Here is a 20813-nt window from a genome sequence, read left to right as displayed (position 1 = left end):
TCGGACAGTCGGATAAGTGGAACGCTCGGGGCCTGAGCCGGCGATAATGCCGAAAAAGGAACCAGGAAGATGACGAAGAGAACCCGACGGACGCACTCAGCCGCGTTCAAAGCGAAAGTGGCGATGGCGGCGGTCAAGGGCGAGCGGACGCTAGCCGAACTGGCGCAGCAGTTCGATGTGCACCCGAACCAGATCACCGAATGGAAGCGGCAGTTGCAGGAACGTGCCGCCGACGTGTTTGGCGCAGGCGGCACGGCGTCGAGCGAGCCGCAAGTCGATTTGAAGGAGCTACATGCGAAGATCGGCCAGCTCACGCTGGAGAACGATTTTTTAAGCGGCGCGCTCAACAAGGCGGGATTGCTGAGCGCAAAGCGATGATCGATCGTACGCACGCATTGCCGGTCTCGCAGCAGGCGCGACTCGTTGGTATCGCAAGATCGAGCGTGTATTACCGGGCGCAACCGGTGAGCGAGGCAGACCTGTTGCTGATGCGCCGGATCGATGAACTGCACATGGAGTTTCCGTTTGCCGGAGCGCGGATGCTGGCGCGACTGCTGCGTCGCGAGGCACACGAGATTGGCCGCCGGCGCGTGCGCACGCTGATGAAGCGCATGGGTATCGAGGCGCTGTACTGCAAGCCGAACACGAGCCGACGCAATGCTCAGCACAAGATCTGGCCGTATCTGCTGCGGGGCATGACGATCACTCGGGCAAACCAGGTCTGGGCACTGGATACGAGTTATATCCCGATGGCGCGCGGCTTCGTGTATCTGACCGCCGTGGTGGACTGGGCCAGCAGGAAGGTACTGGCCCACCGCGTAGCGATCACGATGGAGGCGATGCACGCTGTCGAGGCGTTGGAAGAAGCGTTCGCAAAGTACGGGCAACCTGAGATCGTCAATACCGACCAGGGCAGCCAGTTCACCGCGACAGTGTTCACCGGGGCCGTGCTCGGCAGGGGCATCCGCCTGTCCATGGATGGCAAAGGCGCCTGGCGCGACAACGTGTTCGTCGAACGCGTGTGGCGCAGCGTGAAATATGAAGAGGTGTATCTGAAAGCCTATGAATCGGTCGGCCACGCCCGGCGCTCAATCGGCGACTACATCAATCTGTACAAGTGCGTTTCATACTGCCCAACCTCGCTATGTTGTTGATAAATCTAGAGAGCCCTGTTGTGTCGTTGGTATTGTGGGGTGTCCACGCCGTGCGCGAGCCCGTCCGACGAGTTCGGTAACTGCGTCCCCGGTCCGCGAATTGCGATTGAAGATCCATGGCCCGTTGGGTAACGGATGTTCGGCTGGGATCTTGTTGCGCTCAACTGCGAGCCTGAGCGTTCCGGGGCTCACACCGATGAACGCCGATGCCTCGGTCAACGTCATCCATCCTTCAGCAGCACGTCGTTCGCTCGAATGGACCGGGATCTGATGGTGGCTGCGCAACGCGGTGACTCGCTCCTGGGTCCAGAAGTTACCCCGGCCGGTTCGCAGGTCATTGCGATTGAGTACGCCGGCGATCACCAGATCCGGACAGATACGGACAAGCTGGCGCACGGCATCAATTGCTTCACGTGACGTATGCGTAGTGTTCTCTCCGCGGCGCCGCCGCGGCACGCGAATCTCGGTATGTACTCCGCCCTTCCAGTGAATGACGAGCACGATTTCGCTCGTTGCGTCGTCAACGTCAACGACGACTTCGTGGATCAGGGTGCGCACTATGCGCTTCTTCAGGCGGGCGTCGGCCTGCGGCCAGATCGATTCCAATGCAGTGGCAAGATCGGCAAACTCCTCTGGCTGGGTAGGCGGTATCTGGCCGGATGTGCGCGACTGTTGCTCGATACGCGATTCCAGTTCCTCTACGCGTAGTAGCGCATGATTCCAGCGCCGCTCCAGTTCGTCGGCGACGAGCCGGTTCTCGGGGTCAGCAGCATCGTACTGTTTCTGCGCGCGTTGCGCGGCGTAGCGTGCAGCCTGAAGATCCCGCTGCAACGCGGCCAGCACTTCGTCCTGCTTCAGGGTCTCTTCTTCGCGCGCCACGATTGCTGCCTCAATTGCCGCCGGTTGAACGACCTGCAAGACCGCCTCGGCGATGGCCGCGTCCGCGCGTGTGCCACCGAACGCAATACAACGCGGTTGCCCCTTGTCCATCCAGCCGCGATGACAGCTATAGCGCAAGGCGTCGTGCCTGTTACCCGTGTAGTGTAGCGTCAGCTTGCTCGCGCAGCGCCTGCAGCGCAATAGTCCCGCCAGCAGGGCCTCACCGTTCTTCGGGGCGCCAGCGTGTCCGGCCAGACGCAGGTTGCCGCTAATGGCACACTGGATCCGTTCGAATTCGTCCCAGTCAACGTACCCTTCGTGGGCATTCGGAATGAGCGCAAGCCACTGATCCCGTGGTTTGCGGCGATCACGTTTGCGTGGTTCCCCAGCCTCGTAATGGATCGCGCATTCGGTTTTGCCATAGGCATACGTGCCACCGTAGATCGGGTTGGTCAGGATCCGGTACACCGTGCCGTAGCTCGGCCGTTTCCATTGGATTTCGCCGCGCGGCATGCATGCCGGCAACTGCAGGCCGTGCTCCAGGAACCATAACAACGTCTGACGCACCGAACCAATCGCGCCGAACTGGCGGAATACTGAGCGGATGGCGTCCTGCACGCGCAAATCCGGATCCTTCTCCAGGCGCTGGTCTTCGGTCTTGCAGTAACCCACCGGCGCCGCGACAATGAGTTCGCCGCGTTTGGCCTTCTCCCGACGAGCTTCGAGCGAACGCTGACGCAACAGATCCAGCTCGTATTCGTTCAGGCTGCCCTTCAAGCCGAGCAGCAAACGATCGTTGCTCTGCCGCGGTGAGTAGACGGTCTCCTGATCGACGAGCACCGTGTCGACGACGCGGCACACCTCAACCAGTTGCTGCCACTCGCGACTGTTGCGCGCGAATCGTGAAACCTCGCGAGCGGCAACTGCGCCGACGTGCCCAAGACAGACCTCTGCGACCATCCGTTCGAAGCCCGTGCGCGTTTGCGTTCCGGCCGCAGAGCGTCCCAGATCCTCGTCGATCACCTCGATCTCGTTCCAGCCCAACTGATGCAGACGATCCTGCATCGCATACTGCAGCTTCTGGCTCTCCAGATTGTGGCTGACCTGGTAGGCCGACGACTGGCGCACGTACAGCATGGCCTTGCGCGCCAGATGCTGCGCCCGAATCTTGTCACTCATCGCGCACCTCCGGCTCGTGTACGGCGGCGAGCAGCCCGCGACGGTGTTGCCGCAGCAGCTGCGCCAGGAAACGCACCGTCTGCTGCCGGACCTCTTGCGGCAGGTGCTCCCATTGTGGTGTCTTCGGAAAGAGACGGAACAGGTCGAGTTGACCGCCCGGTTGGGGGTTTGTCTGGCGTCGCATCAGCACCTCCTGTACGGAGCAAAGGATGGTGCTCGGCTTGTACCATACCGCGCGGCGTGGCAGCAGGCGCCTGCGCCAACAGGTACTTCAGTTCCCTCAATGCTTCACAGCTGACGGCGGGAGACGTTGCCGAGGTAATGCGACAGCAGGCAACGGGATCGAACATCCATTGCGGCACCTCCAGCAAGCCCGCCGTGTCGAACGGCTCTCGCCCACAGCGCAGCACTGACCCGGCGTTCTTCCTCTCTATCGTGGTGAAAATCCATACCGTGTGCCCGTACCACGGGTGCCAGCGGTAGAGAACCTCCTTTGATTCGCCGATATGGGCGTTGTGTTGACGGCTTGTACAACCAGAGACGACCTCATTCGAGTCTGGAAGACCGCACGCCGGATGAGGCATACTTCGCGACGCTGCCTGCGATCAAATTGGCAGCATGACTGCCCCGGACGTTCCACTTAAAAATCTCAGAAGACTGTCCGAACGAGTGAGGCCATCTCTCAGCACGCCGGGCAAATGCTGCTGCGGGAAGAAGATTTCCTTGCCGGGACCCTCGAGTGCGCGCCATTGGTTGACGCGCCGCTCGAGCGTGCGCCGCATGCTGTCAGGAAAGCGGTCGGGATGCGCCTCCTGCAGCTTACCCAGCAGCGTGATGGCCTTGAGCCGAGGCGCGTGGCGCAGCATTGGCACGACCTCGCTCCCCCATACGTCGGCGAAAGGATCAGATCGAGTGCGCCATGTGCGCGGCGGCCTCTGCGACGGCAGACGCCCGTCATGCTCGATGCGCCGGGCCGTGCGAACGCTCATGCCCGCCATAGCCGCGGCGACTTCTTGAGTGTGATGTTTGCGCTTGCTCATAAAGAGTCGGACCTGCCGGTCCGTCACGTAGGTTCCGGGCATGGCTGTTCGCTTCTTGTTCGACGCGATCAGCCATCGTAAAACCCCGCTACTCCGGCACCGCCGGTAGTTCGTCGTCTCCGGCGGCTACGCCGCCTTCGACTCCTCACCACCGGCCAAGGTAATTGTCAAAGGACCGGCGCATTGACTCATCAGAAATGCAACTCGCGCTGACCTGTTGCCTCACGTAGTTTGCTACCCGCCGGATTGTCCGGCGGGAGCGACACGAGGTGACGAGGCAAATCAGCATGACGACACGCAAGGAGTTGGTCGCAGCATTGCAGTTGCGGTATAGCAGCGCGGCGTTTGGTGACCGGATCAGGATTCTCGACGAGTTCGTGGCTCTGACCGGATATCACCGCAAGCACGCCATCCGGCTGCTGCGGGAGCAGCCCGGCGCGGCAAAGGGGACGCGCGAGCGCAACCGGGGGTACGACGAAGCGGTACGCCAAGCGCTGACGGTGTTGTGGGAAGCGGCCGACCGGGTCTGCGGCAAGCGCCTGAAGGCGTTGATCCCGAAGCTGGTTGATGCCATGGAGCGGCACGGCCGTCTCGACCTGGATCCGGTCATCAAGGCCAAACTCCTTGAGGTCAGCGCGGCGACCATCGATCGCATGCTGGCCAATGCACGTTTGCAGATCGACGGGCAGCGCAAACGCCGCAAGGGTGTGGGCTCGGCCATCCGGCGCAGCATCCCGGTGCGCACCTTCGCCGACTGGCGCGATCCGCCGCCAGGCTTCTTCGAGATCGACATGGTCGAACACTGTGGCGGTCCGAAGACCGACGGTGACTTCGTCCACACGCTGACGCTGACCGATATCGCCAGCGGCTGGACAGAATGCGTGGCCATGCGAGTACGCAACCAGATGCTGGTTATAGAGGCGTTTGACAAGGTGGCCGCCGATCTGCCATTCGCGATGCTTGGAGTGGACTCGGATAACGACACCGCATTCATGAACCAGAGCGTCTTCGACTACTGCAAGGAACATGGTCTTGAGCAGACCCGCTCGCGGGCCCACAAGAAGAACGATCAGGCCTGGGTGGAGCAGAAGAACGGCTCCGTCGTTCGGCGACTGGTCGGTTATGGCCGCCTGAGCGGCGCCGATGCGAGGAACGCGCTGGCGCAGCTGTACGCGTCATCGCGGCTATACATCAACTTCTTCCAGCCTTCGTTCAAGCTGAAGTCCAAGACGCGCGATGGCGCGCGCGTGCATAAGGTCTACTTTGCGCCGGCGACGCCGTGCGATCGGCTTCTGGCACACGACAGCGTCGAACCAGCTATCAAGGAAAAGCTGAAGGCGCAGTTCAACAGCCTCGATCCTGTGCGCCTGCTGCAGGAGATGCGAACGGCTCAGCAGACATTGAGCGAGTTCGCGGCCCACGGCGTGCGCGCTGACGCAGCGCCAGCAGACGAATCAGACGTTGCCGTCTTCCTCGCGAGCCTCTCTTCGGCGTGGAAGGAAGGGGAAGCACGTCCAACGCACCGAAAGCAACCCAAGGCAAAGCACTGGTGGAAAACCCGGGTGGATCCTTTCGCCGACGCGTGGCCGGTTATCGAAGGGTGGCTGATCGCCGAACCCGCTGTGTCGGCGAATGAATTGATGGACCGGTTGGCGACGATGGTTCCGGACGCCTATGCGAGCAAGGCACAGCTTCGAACGCTACAGCGCCGGGTCAAGGCATGGCGCGCCGAGCGCGTGAAAGAAATGGTCCTGGGCTGCCTGCACAAGTCCGCCGAGACGCCCGCTCAAGTGTGAGCTGCGGAAAAGTTGAAAGCCGGCGGGGGCCGGGCGCTTCGCGCCCGGCAAACCCCCGAAAGAAAAGAAGAAAGAAACCGAAACGACAACAATCCGTCGGGTAACATTCCTTCGTGAGGCAACACGTGAGGCAACACGACCGGCCAAGGTAATTGTCGTTCTCTACTGCACGGTCGAACGGCTGATGAAGCAACCGGGCTTGCGCGGCGTAATGCGAGGCAAACGTGTTCGCACGACGATTGCCGATGCGGCGGCCGCGCGCCCGCTGGATCGGGTCAACCGTCAGTTCAAGGCAGACCGGCCGAACCAGCTCTGGGTTTCTGATTTCACGTACGTTTCGACGTGGCAGGGCTGGCTGTATGTGACCTTTGTGATCGACGTGTTCGCCCGCCGTATCGTCGGCTGGCGCGTCAGTTCATCGATGACCACGGACTTTGTTCTGGATGCACTTGAACAGGCACTTTATGCGCGGCGCCCACTCGGCGACGGAACGTTGACACATCACTCCGACAGAGGCTCGCAAGGCGGATTCAACCGGTCGATGCAACATCTCCTAACGGAGGTGTCACATGGGACGACCACAGGGTTGGGGTTCGGAACAGACGGGAAGACCAATAATGCGATCGCCTGGCAGGCCAAGTGTCAATCAACTAGAGACCAAGCGAGCCTTCTGGAACTGTATCGCGCAGGGCATGGAGACTGAAGCTGCCGCACTGGCATGTGGCGTGTCACAACCTTTGGGACCAAGATGGTTTCGTGAGGCGGGTGGAATGCGGCCGATCGAACTGGCGCCGGGCGCGGGGCCCTATCTGTCTTTTTCTGAAGGCGAAGAAATCGCGCTGCTGCGGGCACAGGATTGCGGGGTTCGTGAGATCGCGCGAAGACTGCAGCGCTCGCCTTCGACGATCTCACGCGAGTTGCGCCGTAACGCTGCGACCCGTGGCGGTACTTTGATATACAGGGCGACAGTTGCTCAGTGGAAAGCTGAGCGTGCAGCGGAACGTCCGAAAGCTTCCAGGCTGGCAGAGAACGAGAGATTAAAGAAATATGTGCAGAGTCGATTGGCGGGAGCAGTCACCGACTCAGAAGGCAGGCCAATTGCCGGACCTGACGTACCGTGGAAAGGACGACGGCAAGGTCGCCGCGCGGACCGGCGTTGGGGCATCTGCTGGAGTCCGGAACAGATCAGTCGGCGATTACAGGTCGACTATCCCGAAGACCAATCCATGAGAATCTCTCACGAAGCCATCTATCAGGCGCTTTACATTCAGGGTCGTGGCGCTCTGCGACGAGAGCTTACTGCCTCGCTGCGTACAGGCCGTGCACTTTGTGTGCCTCGAGCCAGAACGCAACAGCGTGGAAAGCATTTCATCACTCCGGAGGTCATGATCAGTGAGCGCCCGGCTGAGGTTGATGATCGTGCCGTGCCGGGTCACTGGGAAGGCGACCTGATCATCGGTCTTAACCGGTCCGCAGTAGGTACGCTAGTCGAGCGCACCACCCGCTTTACAATGTTGCTCCACCTTCCACCTATGGAGGGCCATGGCACCGGCGTCCGCGTCAAGAACGGGCCACCGCTGGCGGGTCATGGAGCGGAGGCTGTCCGCAATGCCATAGCTGCGAAGATCGTCTTATTACCTGAGCAGTTGAGACGATCACTCACATGGGATCAAGGTGCAGAGATGGCCCAGCATGCGCAGCTCCGAATCGATACGGGTCTGGAAATCTATTTTTGCGATCCTCAAAGCCCGTGGCAACGCGGGACCAATGAGAATACGAACGGTCTGTTACGTCAATACTTCCCAAAGGGCACCGACATCAGCCGGTACTCGGAGCGTGAACTTGATGCTGTCGCAAACGCACTGAATTGCAGACCGCGTAAGAGCCTTGGATGGAAAGCACCGGCAGAAGCACTGCGGGATCTACTACTCGCATCATAAACATCAGGTGTTGCAACGACCCCTTGAACCTAAGTTGACATCCCTGGTCCGAATGTAGAATTACGCCCTCGTGGCGTCGCTGCAGCAACGCCATATCGAATGCGCGCAGCATCAGTTCGGTGTCCAGATGGCTTGACATCGCCCAGCCTACAATTCGGCGACTGAACACGTCGAGGACTACGGCCAGATACAGAAACCCCTCGCCAGTCGGGATGTAGGTGGCGTCCGCCACCCACAGCATGTTTGTCGCCTCCGCGCAGAAGTGCCGACGCACCAGATCAGGCGCACGCCGGGCGCCTGCGCGTGGCCGTGTGGTGCGCGGCCAGCGCCGCCGGCTTGCCCCGCACAGACCCGCCATACGCATGAGGCGCGCCACCCGCTTGCGCCCCACGTGTACGCCTTCGCGCGCGAGCTGCGCATGGATACGCGGTGCCCCATACGTGCCGCGCGAGCTCGCATGTAGCGTGCGGATGCGCGAGAGCCGTTGCGCATCGCTGCGTGTGTGCATCGCGGGCTCACGCACCAGCCACGTGTAATAGCCGCTCGTCGAGACGCCGAGCAGCCGCGCCATCATCGCAATGGGCCAGCGGGCCCGGTTCGCTTTCATGAACCCGTACCGCCCTTCGGTGGAATGGATCCCGTCTCCCTCGCGAACCAGGCTGCCGCGTGAGAGAGGATGTCGCGCTCCATCTTCAGTTGCCGGACTTCACGACGCAACCGTGCGAGCTCCTGCCGTTCGGCTGTGGTCAGACCATCATGCCGCACGCCTGTGTCGCGATCAGCCGGTAAGCGCCTCATCTCGGCCGTTCTCTAAGCAGCCATAAATGGAGGTAATTTGGTTCCCACCAAATTTTTTGGCGGGAACCAAAGTGGCCGACATAGTAGATGGCAAGAACGAAGCGCCCGGTAGGCGCCCGAACTTTCCGCGCGAATTCAAGCGACAGCTGGTCGAACAGACCTTCGAACCGGGAGCTTCCGTATCGCTGGTCGCGCGTCGCAACGACATTAACACCAACCTGCTGTTCAGATGGCGTCGCCAATATCTTCAAGGCGTATTCGGAGCACCACATCCGGCGCATGTGCAACAGCAGTCAGAGGTTGACGTTGCACCGTTTCTTCCGGTGAGCGTTGTCGCCGAAACCGAGACATCGATGTCCATGCGCGAGGCTGTGTCGGAGAACGTCTGCGAGATCGAATTTGACCGTGCACGCCTGCGCATCCGCGGCAACGTGTCGCCTGATATGCTGCGGTTACTGGTACGAGAACTGTCCCGATGATCGGGCTGCCGGCGGGCACCCGCATCTGGATTGCGGCTGGCGTCACCGACATGCGTTCCGGATTTCAGGGCCTGGCGGCGAAGGTGCAAACTGCACTGGAGGAGAATCCGTTCGACGGGAACGTCTTCATCTTCCGGGGCAGGCGCGGTGACCTCATCAAAATCCTGTGGGCCACGGAGGACGGGCTATGGCTCCTGGCGAAGCGGCTTGAGCGAGGGCGGTTTGTCTGGCCGCAGGCCGACGGCGGTAAGGTCCATCTGACACAGGCACAACTCTCGATGCTACTCGAGGGCATTGACTGGCGGCAGCCGCGTCGAACCGCGGCGCTATCGGTGTTGTAAACGCTTCGGGGCACGCGTAAACTCCGGCGCATGACCGATGATGCCCGTCTTCCGGATGACGTCGATGCGCTTAAGGCCTTGCTGCTGGAGGCTCGTGCCCAGCTTGCCGAGCGCGATATCGAGATCGAACAGCTCAAGGCCCAGATCGACAAACTCAAACGGGTGCAGTTTGGCCGCAAGTCCGAGCAGCTGGACCGGCAGATCGAGCGGCTCGAAACGGAACTGGATGAGCTGAGCGGTGGGCGCGGTGTCGCGGATGTTCGCCGCGACCGCACATCGGGCACAAGTGTGCCCGCCGGCGCAGCAGCCTCGAAGGAGGCGTTGCCGCCCCATCTGCCGCGTGAAGAGCGCGTGCTCGAACCCGATCCGAGCTGCCCGAACTGCGGCAACACCATGCGGCCACTCGGCGAGGACGTGTCCGAGCAGCTTGCCCGTGTCGCCGCCATGTTCAAGGTGATTCGCACGATCCGCCGCAAGGCGGTCTGCACCTGCTGCAATCACATCTCGCAGCCGCCGATGCCGGGCTTGCCAATTGAGCGCAGCATCGCGCATCCGGGCCTGCTTGCTGACATCCTCGTTTCGAAGTTCGCTGATCATCAACCGCTGTACCGGCAGTCGGCAATTGCCGCGCGTGACGGCGTTAAGCTCGACCCCGCCAGCATGGGGCGCTGGGTCGGCCAGTGCGAGGCTTTGTGCGAGCCGTTGACCGAAGCGCTGCGCGTCTACACGATGGCAACGTTCAAGCTGCACGCGGACGACACGCCGATCCCGGTGCTTGCACCGGGCAACAAAAAGACGCGCACGGGTCGCCTGTGGGTGTACGTTCGCGACGACAGCCGTTCGGGCTCGACGGACCCGGCCGCAGTCTGGTTTGCCTACTCGCCCGACCGAAAGGGGATACATCCGCAGACTCATCTGGCCGGATTCAAGGGCGTCCTGCAGGCCGACGCCTACGGTGGTTTCGACGAGCTGTATGCAGGCGGCAAGATTCGTGAGGCGGCTTGCTGGGATCACGCGAGACGGTACATATACGACGTTCATGTCCGCACGCCGACTGAGTCGACAAGGCACGTACTCGAGCTGATCGGCGAACTCTACGACATTGAGGCTGATATCCGGGGCGAGCCCGCCGCCGAACGATTGCGCGTACGGCAGGAGAGAAGCCTCGCGGTGCTCGCGACCATCAAGGCGTGGATGACGGACAAGATCGCGACCCTGTCGGCAAAATCCGAGTTGGCCAAGGCGATACGCTACTCGCTCAATCAATGGAACGCACTCGTTCTGTACTGCGAAGACGGTCGTATTGAGATCAGCAACGCTCTCGCCGAAAACGCTCTGCGCTGTGTAAGTCTGGGGAGGAAAAACTTCCTGTTTGCAGGCTCCGACAGTGGAGGCGAACGGGCCGCTGCCATGTACGGTCTGATCGGCTCGTGCAAACTGAATGACATCAACCCCCGTGCATATCTGGAATACATCCTGACTCACATCGCGGACCACAAAATCAGTCGCATCGACGAACTGCTGCCCTGGAACATGGTCGGCAAGTTGCCCACGCAATCCACTCCGCCGTCAGTGCGTATTTCGGACGAACGTGACCGGCCGTTTCGGGATGGTGACCGGCGATTCCGGCAACGTGACCGACGATTTCGGGAACGTGAGCGGTCGGACCGGAAGACAGGATCGGCGTTGCGCATGACATCAACCACGCGGGCTATGCTCGCCGGCTTTGGCCGGAGAGACCATGCCCGCGCACCGGATGAACATGCGCATGATCAAGGACGTTTTACGACTTAAATTTGACGGCGGCTTCTCGCACGACCGGATCGCCGCGTCGCTGGGCATTTCCAAGGGCGGGGTCACGAAGTACCTCGGACTGGCCGGCGCCGCCGGACTCGACTGGGCCAGCGCCAGCGATATGGACGAAGGCGAGCTCGAGAGGCGGCTGCTCGGCAAACCCACGGGGCCAGCGGCCTACGCGCAGCCCGATTACGGGCGTATCCATCAGGAACTGCGCCGCAAGGGCATGACGCTGACGCTGCTGTGGGAAGAGTACCAGGCTGAGTTCGCGGACCGGCAAACGTACCGCTACACGCAGTTCTGCGAGCATTACAGGACGTTTGCGAAACGCCTGAAGCGCTCGATGCGGCAGATTCATCGTGCCGGCGAGAAGCTGTTCGTCGACTTCGCCGGCCCCACGTTGCCGCTGACCACCGGACGCCGGGCACACATCTTCGTGGCCGCCATGGGCGCCTCGAGCTACACGTTCGCGTGCGCCACGCCGGCAGAAACGATGGAGGACTGGCTCGGCGGCATCGCACGCGCGCTGACGTTCTATGGAGGCGTGCCGCAACTGATCGTGCCGGATAACCCGCGCGCCATGATTGCCGATCCCGACCGCTATGAACCTCGGGCCGGCGACACGGTGCTGGACTTTGCGCGCCACTACGGCACCTCATTCCTGCCGGCTCGCGTTTATCGCCCACAGGACAAACCGAAAGTAGAGGTGGCAGTCCAGGTCGTCGAACGCTGGATCATGGCGCGCCTGCGTCATCACCGCTTCGCTTCGGTCCAGTCGGTCGACGACGCCATCCGTCCGCTGCTGAAGAACCTGAACGAGCGCCCGTTCCAGAAACTGCCGGGCTGTCGCGCCAGCGCGTTCGCACAACTGGACGCGCCGGCACTGTCGCCGTTGCCGGCGCAACCTTGGGAACTCGCACGCTTCAAGACGGTGACTGTTCACATCGACTATCACGTCGAGATCAACAAACACCGCTACAGCGTGCCGCATGCGCTGGTCGGCCTCAAGCTCGATGCGCGCATTACGGCCGGTGCGGTTGAACTGTTGCATCGCGGTCGCCGTGTCGCCAGCCACGCCCGTAACGATCGCGCCGGCGACTACACCACCGTCGTCGAACACATGCCGGCCGCACACCGCGCCCACCTCGAATGGACGCCGCAGCGATTGATTCACTGGGGCCAACAGATCGGCGCGGCAACCGGCGTGCTCGTCACCCGGCTACTGCAGGAGCAGCGTCATCCGGAACACGGTTATCGGGCTTGCCTCGGATTGCTCTCGCTCTCACGTCGCTACGGCCGTGTACGGCTTGAAGCGGCCTGCGCGCTGGCGCTGGAACTGGGCGTACACCGCTACCGCCATGTGCGCGACATCCTGGTCAACAACCGCGACCGCGCTGCGTCGGCCACACCTGCTGACTGGATCAGTCCAAGCCACGCGCATGTACGCGGCCCCGGCTACTACCAATAAAGAGAACCCGCCATGATGATGCAACAGACACTGACACAACTGCGCACCCTGAAGCTCGAAGGCTTCGCTGACGGACTGGAAGAGCAATTGACGCAGCCCGGCGCGGCCAGTCTGAGCTTCGAGGAACGCCTGTCCCTGCTGGTCGACCGGGAAGCCAGCTGGCGCGATGATCGCCGTCGTACCCGACTGCTCAAGCAGGCGCGCCTCAAGTATCCGCAGGCCGCCATTGAAGATCTCGATACTCGCGCCGGCCGGGGCGTGGATCCGCGCACGCTCATGAGCCTGGCGCTCGGTGACTGGGTCGAGGCCGGCTACAGCCTGCTCATCAGCGGGCCCACCGGAGCAGGCAAATCGTGGCTCGCCTGCGCCCTCGCGCAGTACGCCTGCCGGCGGGGGCATTCAGCTCTATACCTGCGTGTCCCGCGACTGAACGAGGAATTGCGAATCCTGCACGGCAACGGCGGCTTCACCAAATGGCTGCTGCAGCTTGCCCGTGTTGACGTCCTTCTACTGGACGATTGGGGCATGGCGCCGCTTGACGCGATGGTTCGAAACGACCTGCTGGAAATGATCGACGATCGCTCGGCCGGCAGAGCGACGATCGTCACCAGCCAGTTACCGATTGAGCACTGGCACGGCTGGATCGGCGACGAGACCATCGCCGATGCGATGCTCGACCGTCTCATGCAGCGTCATCACCGGATCACGCTGACCGGCGAATCGCTCAGAAAAGCCCCCCTCAAACCCAACATCATGGAGCCCGAACTCGACCAGAACTGACAAGGAAACCTACAATCGATATCGCGCAACGCTTATCCCGCCAAATCGGTCACGTTCCCGAAATCGGCGGTCACGTTCGCCGAAATGCGCAGTCAGCGACAACCTGATCGCCGCAACGTCTCCTGCCGGTATCCGCGAGGTATCGATCAACGCGTTACCGATAGCGTGCCACATGCGCGCGACACATCACGAACGGCCGACGCGAGGCGCTTACGATCAGCCTGCGCTACCCAGTTGTAGATGGTCTGTGCAGTCGGCTCGAACTCCTTTTCCAGTTCCTCCGGCCTGCGTCCGGCCTTCACCAACTCGACTATTTGCGCCCGAAATTCCGCCGGGTACGGGGTACGATGCTTGCCCATAATCGGCACCTCCTTCTCCAAAGGATAGATGTCCGTTTTTCTGGGTCAACTTCACCTTAGATACGTGCGGGAGGCTAGCGTTGAGCGCGGGAACGCCACCGAGCAGCGCTCGGGACGAGCTAGACGCTTGTTTGTGCGCAGGTCGTATGCGCAAAAAAGCGTCGATCAACAGGCTACTTTTGGCAGTGGCTGGCAACGGCGTCCGGCCACGCTTATTGTTCGTGCTCGGTCGAGCATGTTGCTGTTGATTTGGGCCGTGTAAACGCAAAAACCCCACCGCGGCGGGTGGGGTTTCTGACTGGGGAGGAGCCTGACGATTACCTACTTTCACACGGGCAATCCGCACTATCATCGGCGTGGAGTCGTTTCACGGTCCTGTTCGGGATGGGAAGGGGTGGGACCGACTCGCTATGGTCATCAGGCATGACGGGTTGCTGCGTCGCAGGGTTGGAGTCAACCGGTTGCGCCACAGCCAATCGGGAAGAAGCGTAAAGGATTCGGGTGGGGGTTGTGTTGTTTCTGGCACAACACCGATCTCAACCGTGTGCGTGTTCCTGCCCCCTTCGGGGGTGGGGTCCGGGTAAGCGCTTTGCATGGGCCCGGAGTAAGTGCTGAAGCACTAACTCCGGCCGACAGCTGAAGCGCCAACGCTGACCGCAAAACACACCGGTTATAGGATCAAGCCTTACGGGCAATTAGTATCAGTTAGCTCAGTACATTACTGTACGTGCACACCTGACCTATCAACGTCCTGGTCTTGAACGACCCTTCAAGGGGCTCGAAGCCCCGGGGATATCTCATCTTAAGGCGAGTTTCCCGCTTAGATGCTTTCAGCGGTTATCTCTTCCGAACATAGCTACCCGGCGATGCCACTGGCGTGACAACCGGTACACCAGAGGTTCGTCCACTCCGGTCCTCTCGTACTAGGAGCAGCCCCCTTCAAATATCCAGCGCCCACGGCAGATAGGGACCAAACTGTCTCACGACGTTTTAAACCCAGCTCACGTACCTCTTTAAATGGCGAACAGCCATACCCTTGGGACCGGCTACAGCCCCAGGATGAGATGAGCCGACATCGAGGTGCCAAACACCGCCGTCGATATGAACTCTTGGGCGGTATCAGCCTGTTATCCCCAGAGTACCTTTTATCCGTTGAGCGATGGCCCTTCCATACAGAACCACCGGATCACTATGACCTGCTTTCGCACCTGTTCGACTTGTCAGTCTCACAGTCAAGCACGCTTATGCCATTGCACTATCAGCACGATTTCCGACCGTACCTAGCGTACCTTCGTACTCCTCCGTTACACTTTGGGAGGAGACCGCCCCAGTCAAACTGCCTACCATGCACTGTCCCCGACCCGGATCACGGGCCAAGGTTAGAACCTCAAACAGATCAGGGTGGTATTTCAAGGACGGCTCCACGCAGACTGGCGTCCACGCTTCATAGCCTCCCACCTATCCTACACAGACCGGTTCAAAGTCCAATGCAAAGCTACAGTAAAGGTTCATGGGGTCTTTCCGTCTAGCCGCGGGGAGATTGCATCATCACAAACACTTCAACTTCGCTGAGTCTCGGGAGGAGACAGTGTGGCCATCGTTACGCCATTCGTGCAGGTCGGAACTTACCCGACAAGGAATTTCGCTACCTTAGGACCGTTATAGTTACGGCCGCCGTTTACCGGGACTTCAATCAGGAGCTTGCACCCCATCATTTAATCTTCCGGCACCGGGCAGGCGTCACACCCTATACGTCCACTTTCGTGTTTGCAGAGTGCTGTGTTTTTATTAAACAGTCGCAGCCACCAGTTTATTGCAACCCTTTCACCCTTCTGGCGCAGGCCAGTCAGGCTATGAGGGCGTACCTTATCCCGAAGTTACGGTACCAATTTGCCGAGTTCCTTCTCCCGAGTTCTCTCAAGCGCCTTAGAATACTCATCTCGCCCACCTGTGTCGGTTTGCGGTACGGTCACTGTGAAACTGAAGCTTAGAGGCTTTTCCTGGAACCCCTTCCAGTTGCTTCGTCGCCTGAGCGACTCGCCTCGCACCCTTGAATTCCGCGCCCGGATTTGCCAAAGCGCCTTCTCCAATGCAAGGACCGGGACTTCCAACACCCGGACAACCTTCCGCGATCCGTCCCCCCATCGCATTTCACAATGGTGCAGAAATATTAATCTGCTTCCCATCAGCTACGCATTTCTGCCTCGCCTTAGGGGCCGACTCACCCTACGCCGATGAACGTTGCGTAGGAAACCTTGGGCTTACGGCGAGGGGGCCTTTCACCCCCTTTATCGCTACTCATGTCAGCATTCGCACTTCCGATACCTCCAGCACACTTTCCAGTGCACCTTCGCAGGCTTACGGAACGCTCTCCTACCATGCACATTACTGTGCATCCGCAGCTTCGGTATATGGCTTAGCCCCGTTACATCTTCCGCGCAGGACGACTCGATCAGTGAGCTATTACGCTTTCTTTAAAGGGTGGCTGCTTCTAAGCCAACCTCCTGACTGTTTTAGCCTTCCCACTTCGTTTCCCACTTAGCCATATTTGGGGACCTTAGCTGGCGGTCTGGGTTGTTTCCCTCTTGACACCGGACGTTAGCACCCGATGTCTGTCTCCCGTGATTGCACTCTTCGGTATTCGGAGTTTGCTATGGCGTAGTAATCCGCAATGGACCCCACAACCATGACAGTGCTCTACCCCCGAAGGTGATACACGAGGCACTACCTAAATAGTTTTCGGAGAGAACCAGCTATTTCCAGGTTTGTTTAGCCTTTCACCCCTATCCACAGCTCATCCCCTAACTTTTCAACGTTAGTGGGTTCGGTCCTCCAGCACGTGTTACCGTGCCTTCAACCTGGCCATGGATAGATCACCTGGTTTCGGGTCTACACCCAGCGACTGGACGCCCTGTTCGGACTCGCTTTCGCTACGCCTGCCCTAATCGGTTAAGCTCGCCACTGAATGTAAGTCGCTGACCCATTATACAAAAGGTACGCCGTCACCCCTTCGCAGAGGCTCCGACTGTTTGTATGCATGCGGTTTCAGGATCTGTTTCACTCCCCTCCCGGGGTTCTTTTCGCCTTTCCCTCACGGTACTGGTTCACTATCGGTCGATCACGAGTATTTAGCCTTGGAGGATGGTCCCCCCATCTTCAGACAGGATTTCACGTGTCCCGCCCTACTTCTCGTACACCCAGTTCTTCCATGCTGTTTTCGTCTACAGGGCTATCACCTGCTATGGCCGCACTTTCCAGAGCGTTCGACTAACAATACAGATAACGTGTACAGGCTGATCCCATTTCGCTCGCCACTACTCTGGGAATCTCGGTTGATTTCTTTTCCTGCGGTTACTTAGATGTTTCAGTTCACCGCGTTCGCCTCACGCAGCCTATGGATTCAGCTACGGATACTCCATTAGGAGTGGGTTTCCCCATTCGGACATCTCCGGATCAATGCTCGTTTGCCAGCTCCCCGGAGCTTTTCGCAGGCTACCGCGTCCTTCATCGCCTGTGATCGCCAAGGCATCCACCACATGCACTTGTTCGCTTGACCCTATAACGGGTGTGTCTCTGTCGACCAGTGTTAGCGCTTTAGCGCTTACACTGGTCCCATCCCCGGAGGGGACAGGTTCCCGAAGGAGTCGACCATTCACGTTCCGTTACAGGTTGAGTATTCGTGTTGCGCCGTATTCCAAGGCAATCTTTCGATCACCTTTAAAATACATCGATACAATCACAACCCTGATTCACCTACTCACACACCCATCTCCAGGCATGCTTTCGTGAATCTCTTTACTACTTCTTCCTGATTGTTAAAGAACGGCAGCCGGTATAAAGCCTGTGCCTCATACCGCCCTGACTGGCTCAATCGCCAATGCGCAACGCTCTGCCTTCAGGCAGAACCCTGCGCATTGAGGATTGGTGGAGGATGACGGGATCGAACCGACGACCCCCTGCTTGCAAAGCAGGTGCTCTCCCAGCTGAGCTAATCCCCCAGTCCCACAGCTATTCCAGCGGCCCCAGCCCTTCAGCTCACCAGACAAGACCGTGGTGGGTCTGGATGGATTCGAACCATCGACCCCCGCCTTATCAAGACGGTGCTCTAACCGGCTGAGCTACAGACCCCTGATGTCTGTCTGCGTTGCTTCCATTAACCACAGCCGATAAGCGTGAGCACTTGAGTGCAGTGAATGCACAGCTCTGGAAAGGAGGTGATCCAGCCGCACCTTCCGATACGGCTACCTTGTTACGACTTCACCCCAGTCATGAATCCTACCGTGGTGACCGTCCTCCTTGCGGTTAGACTAGCCACTTCTGGTAAAACCCACTCCCATGGTGTGACGGGCGGTGTGTACAAGACCCGGGAACGTATTCACCGCGGCATGCTGATCCGCGATTACTAGCGATTCCAGCTTCACGCACCCGAGTTGCAGAGTGCGATCCGGACTACGATCGGTTTTCCGGGATTGGCTCCACCTCGCGGCTTGGCAACCCTCTGTTCCGACCATTGTATGACGTGTGAAGCCCTACCCATAAGGGCCATGAGGACTTGACGTCATCCCCACCTTCCTCCGGTTTGTCACCGGCAGTCTCCCTGGAGTGCTCTTGCGTAGCAACTAGGGACAAGGGTTGCGCTCGTTGCGGGACTTAACCCAACATCTCACGACACGAGCTGACGACAGCCATGCAGCACCTGTGTTACGGCTCCCTTTCGGGCACTCCCGCCTCTCGGCAGGATTCCATACATGTCAAGGGTAGGTAAGGTTTTTCGCGTTGCATCGAATTAATCCACATCATCCACCGCTTGTGCGGGTCCCCGTCAATTCCTTTGAGTTTTAATCTTGCGACCGTACTCCCCAGGCGGTCAACTTCACGCGTTAGCTACGTTACCAAGCCAATGAAGGCCCGACAACCAGTTGACATCGTTTAGGGCGTGGACTACCAGGGTATCTAATCCTGTTTGCTCCCCACGCTTTCGTGCATGAGCGTCAGTATTGGCCCAGGGGGCTGCCTTCGCCATCGGTGTTCCTCCACATCTCTACGCATTTCACTGCTACACGTGGAATTCCACCCCCCTCTGCCATACTCCAGCGCTGCAGTCACCAATGCAGTTCCCAGGTTAAGCCCGGGGATTTCACATCGGTCTTACAGCACCGCCTGCGCACGCTTTACGCCCAGTAATTCCGATTAACGCTCGCACCCTACGTATTACCGCGGCTGCTGGCACGTAGTTAGCCGGTGCTTATTCTTCCGGTACCGTCATCCCTCACGGATATTAGCCACGAGGTTTTCTTTCCGGACAAAAGTGCTTTACAACCCGAAGGCCTTCTTCACACACGCGGCATTGCTGGATCAGGCTTGCGCCCATTGTCCAAAATTCCCCACTGCTGCCTCCCGTAGGAGTCTGGGCCGTGTCTCAGTCCCAGTGTGGCTGGTCGTCCTCTCAGACCAGCTACAGATCGTCGGCTTGGTAGGCCTTTACCCCACCAACTACCTAATCTGCCATCGGCCGCCCCTTGAGCGCGAGGTCTTGCGATCCCCCGCTTTCCTCTCCCGAGCGTATGCGGTATTAATCCGGCTTTCGCCGGGCTATCCCCCACTCCAGGACACGTTCCGATGTATTACTCACCCGTTCGCCACTCGCCACCAGACCGAAGTCCGTGCTGCCGTTCGACTTGCATGTGTAAGGCATGCCGCCAGCGTTCAATCTGAGCCAGGATCAAACTCTTCAGTTCAAACCTGTTACTGTTTTCGGGCTCTCTCGAACCCGGTCGCTCACTCAACGTACTGACGATGATTGATCCGTCTTCCGACAGACAAACCTTCCTCCAATACTGTGTGAGGCTTCTGATACTTCTGCCTGACAGCAGATTCCACAGAATCCGCCGCCGCATTCCGCATCAAGCGCCCACACTTATCGACTGTTAGTTTTTAAAGATCGGTCCGCCAAACCCGCCGCGCCTGAACCACCACTACCCGGCACTGCTTCGTTTGCGTCGCTGCGTCTGCAGCAGAGAAACGAGATTATGGAGAACTTCCGTCGGATCGTCAACAGGTTTTTATCACTCGCTTAACCTGCCCACGCCGCTGAAGCCCTCGCCCTCAAAGGCTTCCCGCTTCTCCGCACCCCGGCGTCCGGAGCGCGAAAGAGCGGAATTCTAGTCGCCGACATCGGGACTTGCAAGCGATATTTTGACCGCTCGGCGCGCAACCTATCGCGACCCAAAACACCTCGACTCACGCAGTCGCATGCGCGCGCATCGCCCGTTCGACCACGGCCAGATAATGGTCGATCCCCGGCGTCGCGCGATCCTTCTCTTTCGCGCGATCGTCCCATCGGCGCAAACGCATCGCGTCTTCGGCGTACGGTTTCTGCATAAACGCCTGCGCCTCTTCCCTGCTGAAGACCCCGCCCTGCAATTGCAAGCTGCGCACCGAGTCGGCGGACAGCTGGCCCAAATAGGTAGCGTCGATCGCGCACAGGCAGCGCTTCGCGTCGACGTGCAGACGAATCGGCTCCAGCACCGCATCCGACAACACCGGCCGCAAAAACGGCAAGGCGAAATACTGATGCAGATCGTCGACACCCCGTTCCGTCGGCGTCTCCCCTTGCAGGTTCAGCAGATGGCCGAGGTCGTGCAAGAACGCCGCGGCGACGAGTTCGTCGCTCGCGCCTTCCGCCTCGGCGAGCGCGCCGCTCTGCAACGCGTGCTCGAGCTGCGTCACCGGCTCGCCGCTATACGCGAGGCTGCCGTGTCGCTCGAAGAGCACACGGATATCGTCGAGACTCAATGCCACCT

The 20813-nt window shown here is 59.9% G+C and carries 10 protein-coding genes, 2 tRNA genes, 3 rRNA genes and 5 pseudogenes; 9 read left to right on the top strand and 11 right to left on the bottom strand.

All coding sequences use genetic code 11. The features are described from left to right. Positions 1–69: 69 nt before the first annotated feature. Positions 70–1115: pseudogene (locus OKW28_RS14685) on the top strand (IS3 family transposase); the annotation flags it as partial. A 27-nt stretch (positions 1116–1142) separates the two neighbouring features. Here OKW28_RS14685 and OKW28_RS14680 read toward each other — a convergent pair. The 3 genes and pseudogenes from OKW28_RS14680 to OKW28_RS14670 form a co-directional block, all read right to left on the bottom strand. After that, positions 1143–3212 (bottom strand): recombinase family protein, encoded by a 2070-nt coding sequence (locus OKW28_RS14680; protein ID WP_429446581.1) that lies wholly within the window; start codon positions 3210–3212, stop codon positions 1143–1145. Further along, positions 3205–3396, bottom strand: coding sequence for a hypothetical protein (locus OKW28_RS14675; RefSeq protein ID WP_429446579.1), 192 nt, complete (start codon positions 3394–3396; stop codon positions 3205–3207). The genes OKW28_RS14680 and OKW28_RS14675 overlap by 8 nt, the downstream gene beginning before the upstream one ends. A 502-nt stretch (positions 3397–3898) precedes the next feature. Beyond that, positions 3899–4294 (bottom strand): annotated as a pseudogene (locus OKW28_RS14670) (IS21 family transposase); the annotation flags it as partial. A gap of 245 nt (positions 4295–4539) precedes the next feature. Between OKW28_RS14670 and OKW28_RS14665 the strand changes: the two are divergent. From OKW28_RS14665 to OKW28_RS14655, 3 genes and pseudogenes are all read left to right on the top strand, one after another. Then, complete coding sequence (locus tag OKW28_RS14665; RefSeq protein WP_429446577.1) at positions 4540–6048, top strand: integrase catalytic domain-containing protein; 1509 nt, start codon at positions 4540–4542, stop codon at positions 6046–6048. A 151-nt stretch (positions 6049–6199) separates the two neighbouring features. Continuing rightward, positions 6200–6571, top strand: a pseudogene (locus OKW28_RS14660) (DDE-type integrase/transposase/recombinase); the annotation flags it as partial. Positions 6572–6617: 46 nt separating this feature from the next. Next, positions 6618–7988 carry an IS30 family transposase gene (locus OKW28_RS14655; RefSeq protein WP_429446576.1) on the top strand — a complete coding sequence of 457 codons (1371 nt, stop codon included), beginning with the start codon at positions 6618–6620 and terminating at the stop codon, positions 7986–7988. Positions 7989–8070: 82 nt separating this feature from the next. Here OKW28_RS14655 and OKW28_RS14650 read toward each other — a convergent pair. After that, positions 8071–8595: pseudogene (locus OKW28_RS14650) on the bottom strand (IS3 family transposase); the annotation flags it as partial. Positions 8596–8857: 262 nt separating this feature from the next. On the opposite strand from OKW28_RS14650, the gene tnpA reads away from it, so the two are divergent. The 5 genes and pseudogenes from tnpA to istB all read left to right on the top strand — a co-directional run bounded on the left by tnpA (position 8858) and on the right by istB (position 13651). After that, positions 8858–9265, top strand: coding sequence for an IS66-like element accessory protein TnpA (tnpA, locus tag OKW28_RS14645; protein ID WP_429444462.1), 408 nt, complete (start codon positions 8858–8860; stop codon positions 9263–9265). Then, entirely contained in the window at positions 9262–9606 is a 345-nt protein-coding gene (gene tnpB, locus OKW28_RS14640) for an IS66 family insertion sequence element accessory protein TnpB (protein WP_429444458.1), read from the top strand. The genes tnpA and tnpB overlap by 4 nt, the downstream gene beginning before the upstream one ends. Before the next feature lie 30 nt (positions 9607–9636). After that, a pseudogene (tnpC, locus tag OKW28_RS14635) lies at positions 9637–11163 on the top strand (IS66 family transposase); the annotation flags it as partial. 184 nt (positions 11164–11347) lie between these two features. After that, positions 11348–12871, top strand: coding sequence for an IS21 family transposase (gene istA, locus OKW28_RS14630; protein WP_429446574.1), 1524 nt, complete (start codon positions 11348–11350; stop codon positions 12869–12871). Between the two features lie 12 nt (positions 12872–12883). Next, positions 12884–13651 (top strand): IS21-like element helper ATPase IstB, encoded by a 768-nt coding sequence (gene istB, locus OKW28_RS14625; RefSeq protein WP_429446572.1) that lies wholly within the window; start codon positions 12884–12886, stop codon positions 13649–13651. Positions 13652–13797: 146 nt separating this feature from the next. Here istB and OKW28_RS14620 read toward each other — a convergent pair whose 3' ends face one another. From OKW28_RS14620 to OKW28_RS14590, 7 genes are all read right to left on the bottom strand, one after another. After that, positions 13798–14010 (bottom strand): transposase, encoded by a 213-nt coding sequence (locus tag OKW28_RS14620; RefSeq protein WP_429446978.1) that lies wholly within the window; start codon positions 14008–14010, stop codon positions 13798–13800. A gap of 308 nt (positions 14011–14318) precedes the next feature. Continuing rightward, positions 14319–14432 (bottom strand): 5S ribosomal RNA (gene rrf / locus OKW28_RS14615). A gap of 252 nt (positions 14433–14684) precedes the next feature. Continuing rightward, positions 14685–17566 (bottom strand): 23S ribosomal RNA (locus OKW28_RS14610). A gap of 366 nt (positions 17567–17932) precedes the next feature. Beyond that, a tRNA-Ala gene (locus tag OKW28_RS14605) sits at positions 17933–18008 on the bottom strand. 53 nt (positions 18009–18061) lie between these two features. Further along, a tRNA-Ile gene (locus OKW28_RS14600) sits at positions 18062–18138 on the bottom strand. 79 nt (positions 18139–18217) lie between these two features. Next, positions 18218–19748: ribosomal RNA gene (locus tag OKW28_RS14595) — 16S ribosomal RNA — on the bottom strand. Together the 16S, 23S and 5S rRNA genes with 2 tRNA genes alongside form the textbook arrangement of a ribosomal RNA operon. A 502-nt stretch (positions 19749–20250) precedes the next feature. Next, positions 20251–20811 carry a phosphonate degradation HD-domain oxygenase gene (locus OKW28_RS14590; protein WP_187630374.1) on the bottom strand — a complete coding sequence of 187 codons (561 nt, stop codon included), beginning with the start codon at positions 20809–20811 and terminating at the stop codon, positions 20251–20253. Positions 20812–20813 lie beyond the last annotated feature (2 nt).

The sequence above is a fragment of the Paraburkholderia sp. 40 genome (genome assembly GCF_050434105.1).
GTDB lineage: Bacteria > Pseudomonadota > Gammaproteobacteria > Burkholderiales > Burkholderiaceae > Paraburkholderia > Paraburkholderia tuberum.
The sequence above is the reverse complement of the archived record's forward strand: the minus strand, read 5'-3'. Positions and strand labels throughout refer to the sequence as shown.

What these genes read in the sequence shown, in the direction of transcription:
- OKW28_RS14680 (WP_429446581.1), bottom strand. Translation starts at nt 3,212, where the DNA reads ATGAGTGACAAGATTCGGGCGCAGCATCTGGCGCGCAAGGCCATGCTG.
- OKW28_RS14675 (WP_429446579.1), bottom strand. Translation starts at nt 3,396, where the DNA reads ATGCGACGCCAGACAAACCCCCAACCGGGCGGTCAACTCGACCTGTTC.
- OKW28_RS14665 (WP_429446577.1), top strand. Translation starts at nt 4,540, where the DNA reads ATGACGACACGCAAGGAGTTGGTCGCAGCATTGCAGTTGCGGTATAGC.
- OKW28_RS14655 (WP_429446576.1), top strand. Translation starts at nt 6,618, where the DNA reads ATGGGACGACCACAGGGTTGGGGTTCGGAACAGACGGGAAGACCAATA.
- tnpB (WP_429444458.1), top strand. Translation starts at nt 9,262, where the DNA reads ATGATCGGGCTGCCGGCGGGCACCCGCATCTGGATTGCGGCTGGCGTC.
- istA (WP_429446574.1), top strand. Translation starts at nt 11,348, where the DNA reads ATGCCCGCGCACCGGATGAACATGCGCATGATCAAGGACGTTTTACGA.
- istB (WP_429446572.1), top strand. Translation starts at nt 12,884, where the DNA reads ATGATGATGCAACAGACACTGACACAACTGCGCACCCTGAAGCTCGAA.
- OKW28_RS14620 (WP_429446978.1), bottom strand. Translation starts at nt 14,010, where the DNA reads ATGGGCAAGCATCGTACCCCGTACCCGGCGGAATTTCGGGCGCAAATA.